Origin of the sequence: Pseudoduganella ginsengisoli (assembly GCF_009720865.1) — a bacterium.
GTDB classification, from domain to species: domain Bacteria; phylum Pseudomonadota; class Gammaproteobacteria; order Burkholderiales; family Burkholderiaceae_D; genus Rugamonas; species Rugamonas ginsengisoli.
Genome location: NZ_WNLA01000121.1, coordinates 1 through 255 on the forward strand (window position 1 = coordinate 1; position 255 = coordinate 255).

Genomic DNA, 255 nt, shown 5'->3' on the forward strand with positions numbered 1-255 from the left:
TAAAGGCCGTGGCCGCGTCAACCTTGTTGGCCACCACGCGGCTATCGGTTGCCGATGCCGCCGCCAGGATCATGCCCACCGTCTCGTGCGCGCTGTAGCCCTGTTTCATCACCCCGGCCCAGTATTCAGCGCCGGACGGCTCCGCTTCACGGCCGAACAAGTTCAAATAGACCGCCTTGATCAGGTCGGTATTCGACTTACCTTCGTACAGTGCTTTATATTCCGGCGATTTCGCGAAATCGGCCGCGATCGACG

At 60.0% G+C, this 255-nt stretch carries 1 protein-coding gene; it reads right to left on the reverse strand.

Translation table 11 applies throughout. The features are described from left to right. Positions 1 to 255, reverse strand: a 255-nt coding sequence (locus GM668_RS30440; RefSeq protein WP_155442697.1) for a DUF4214 domain-containing protein, incomplete at both ends; no start/stop codon positions are given.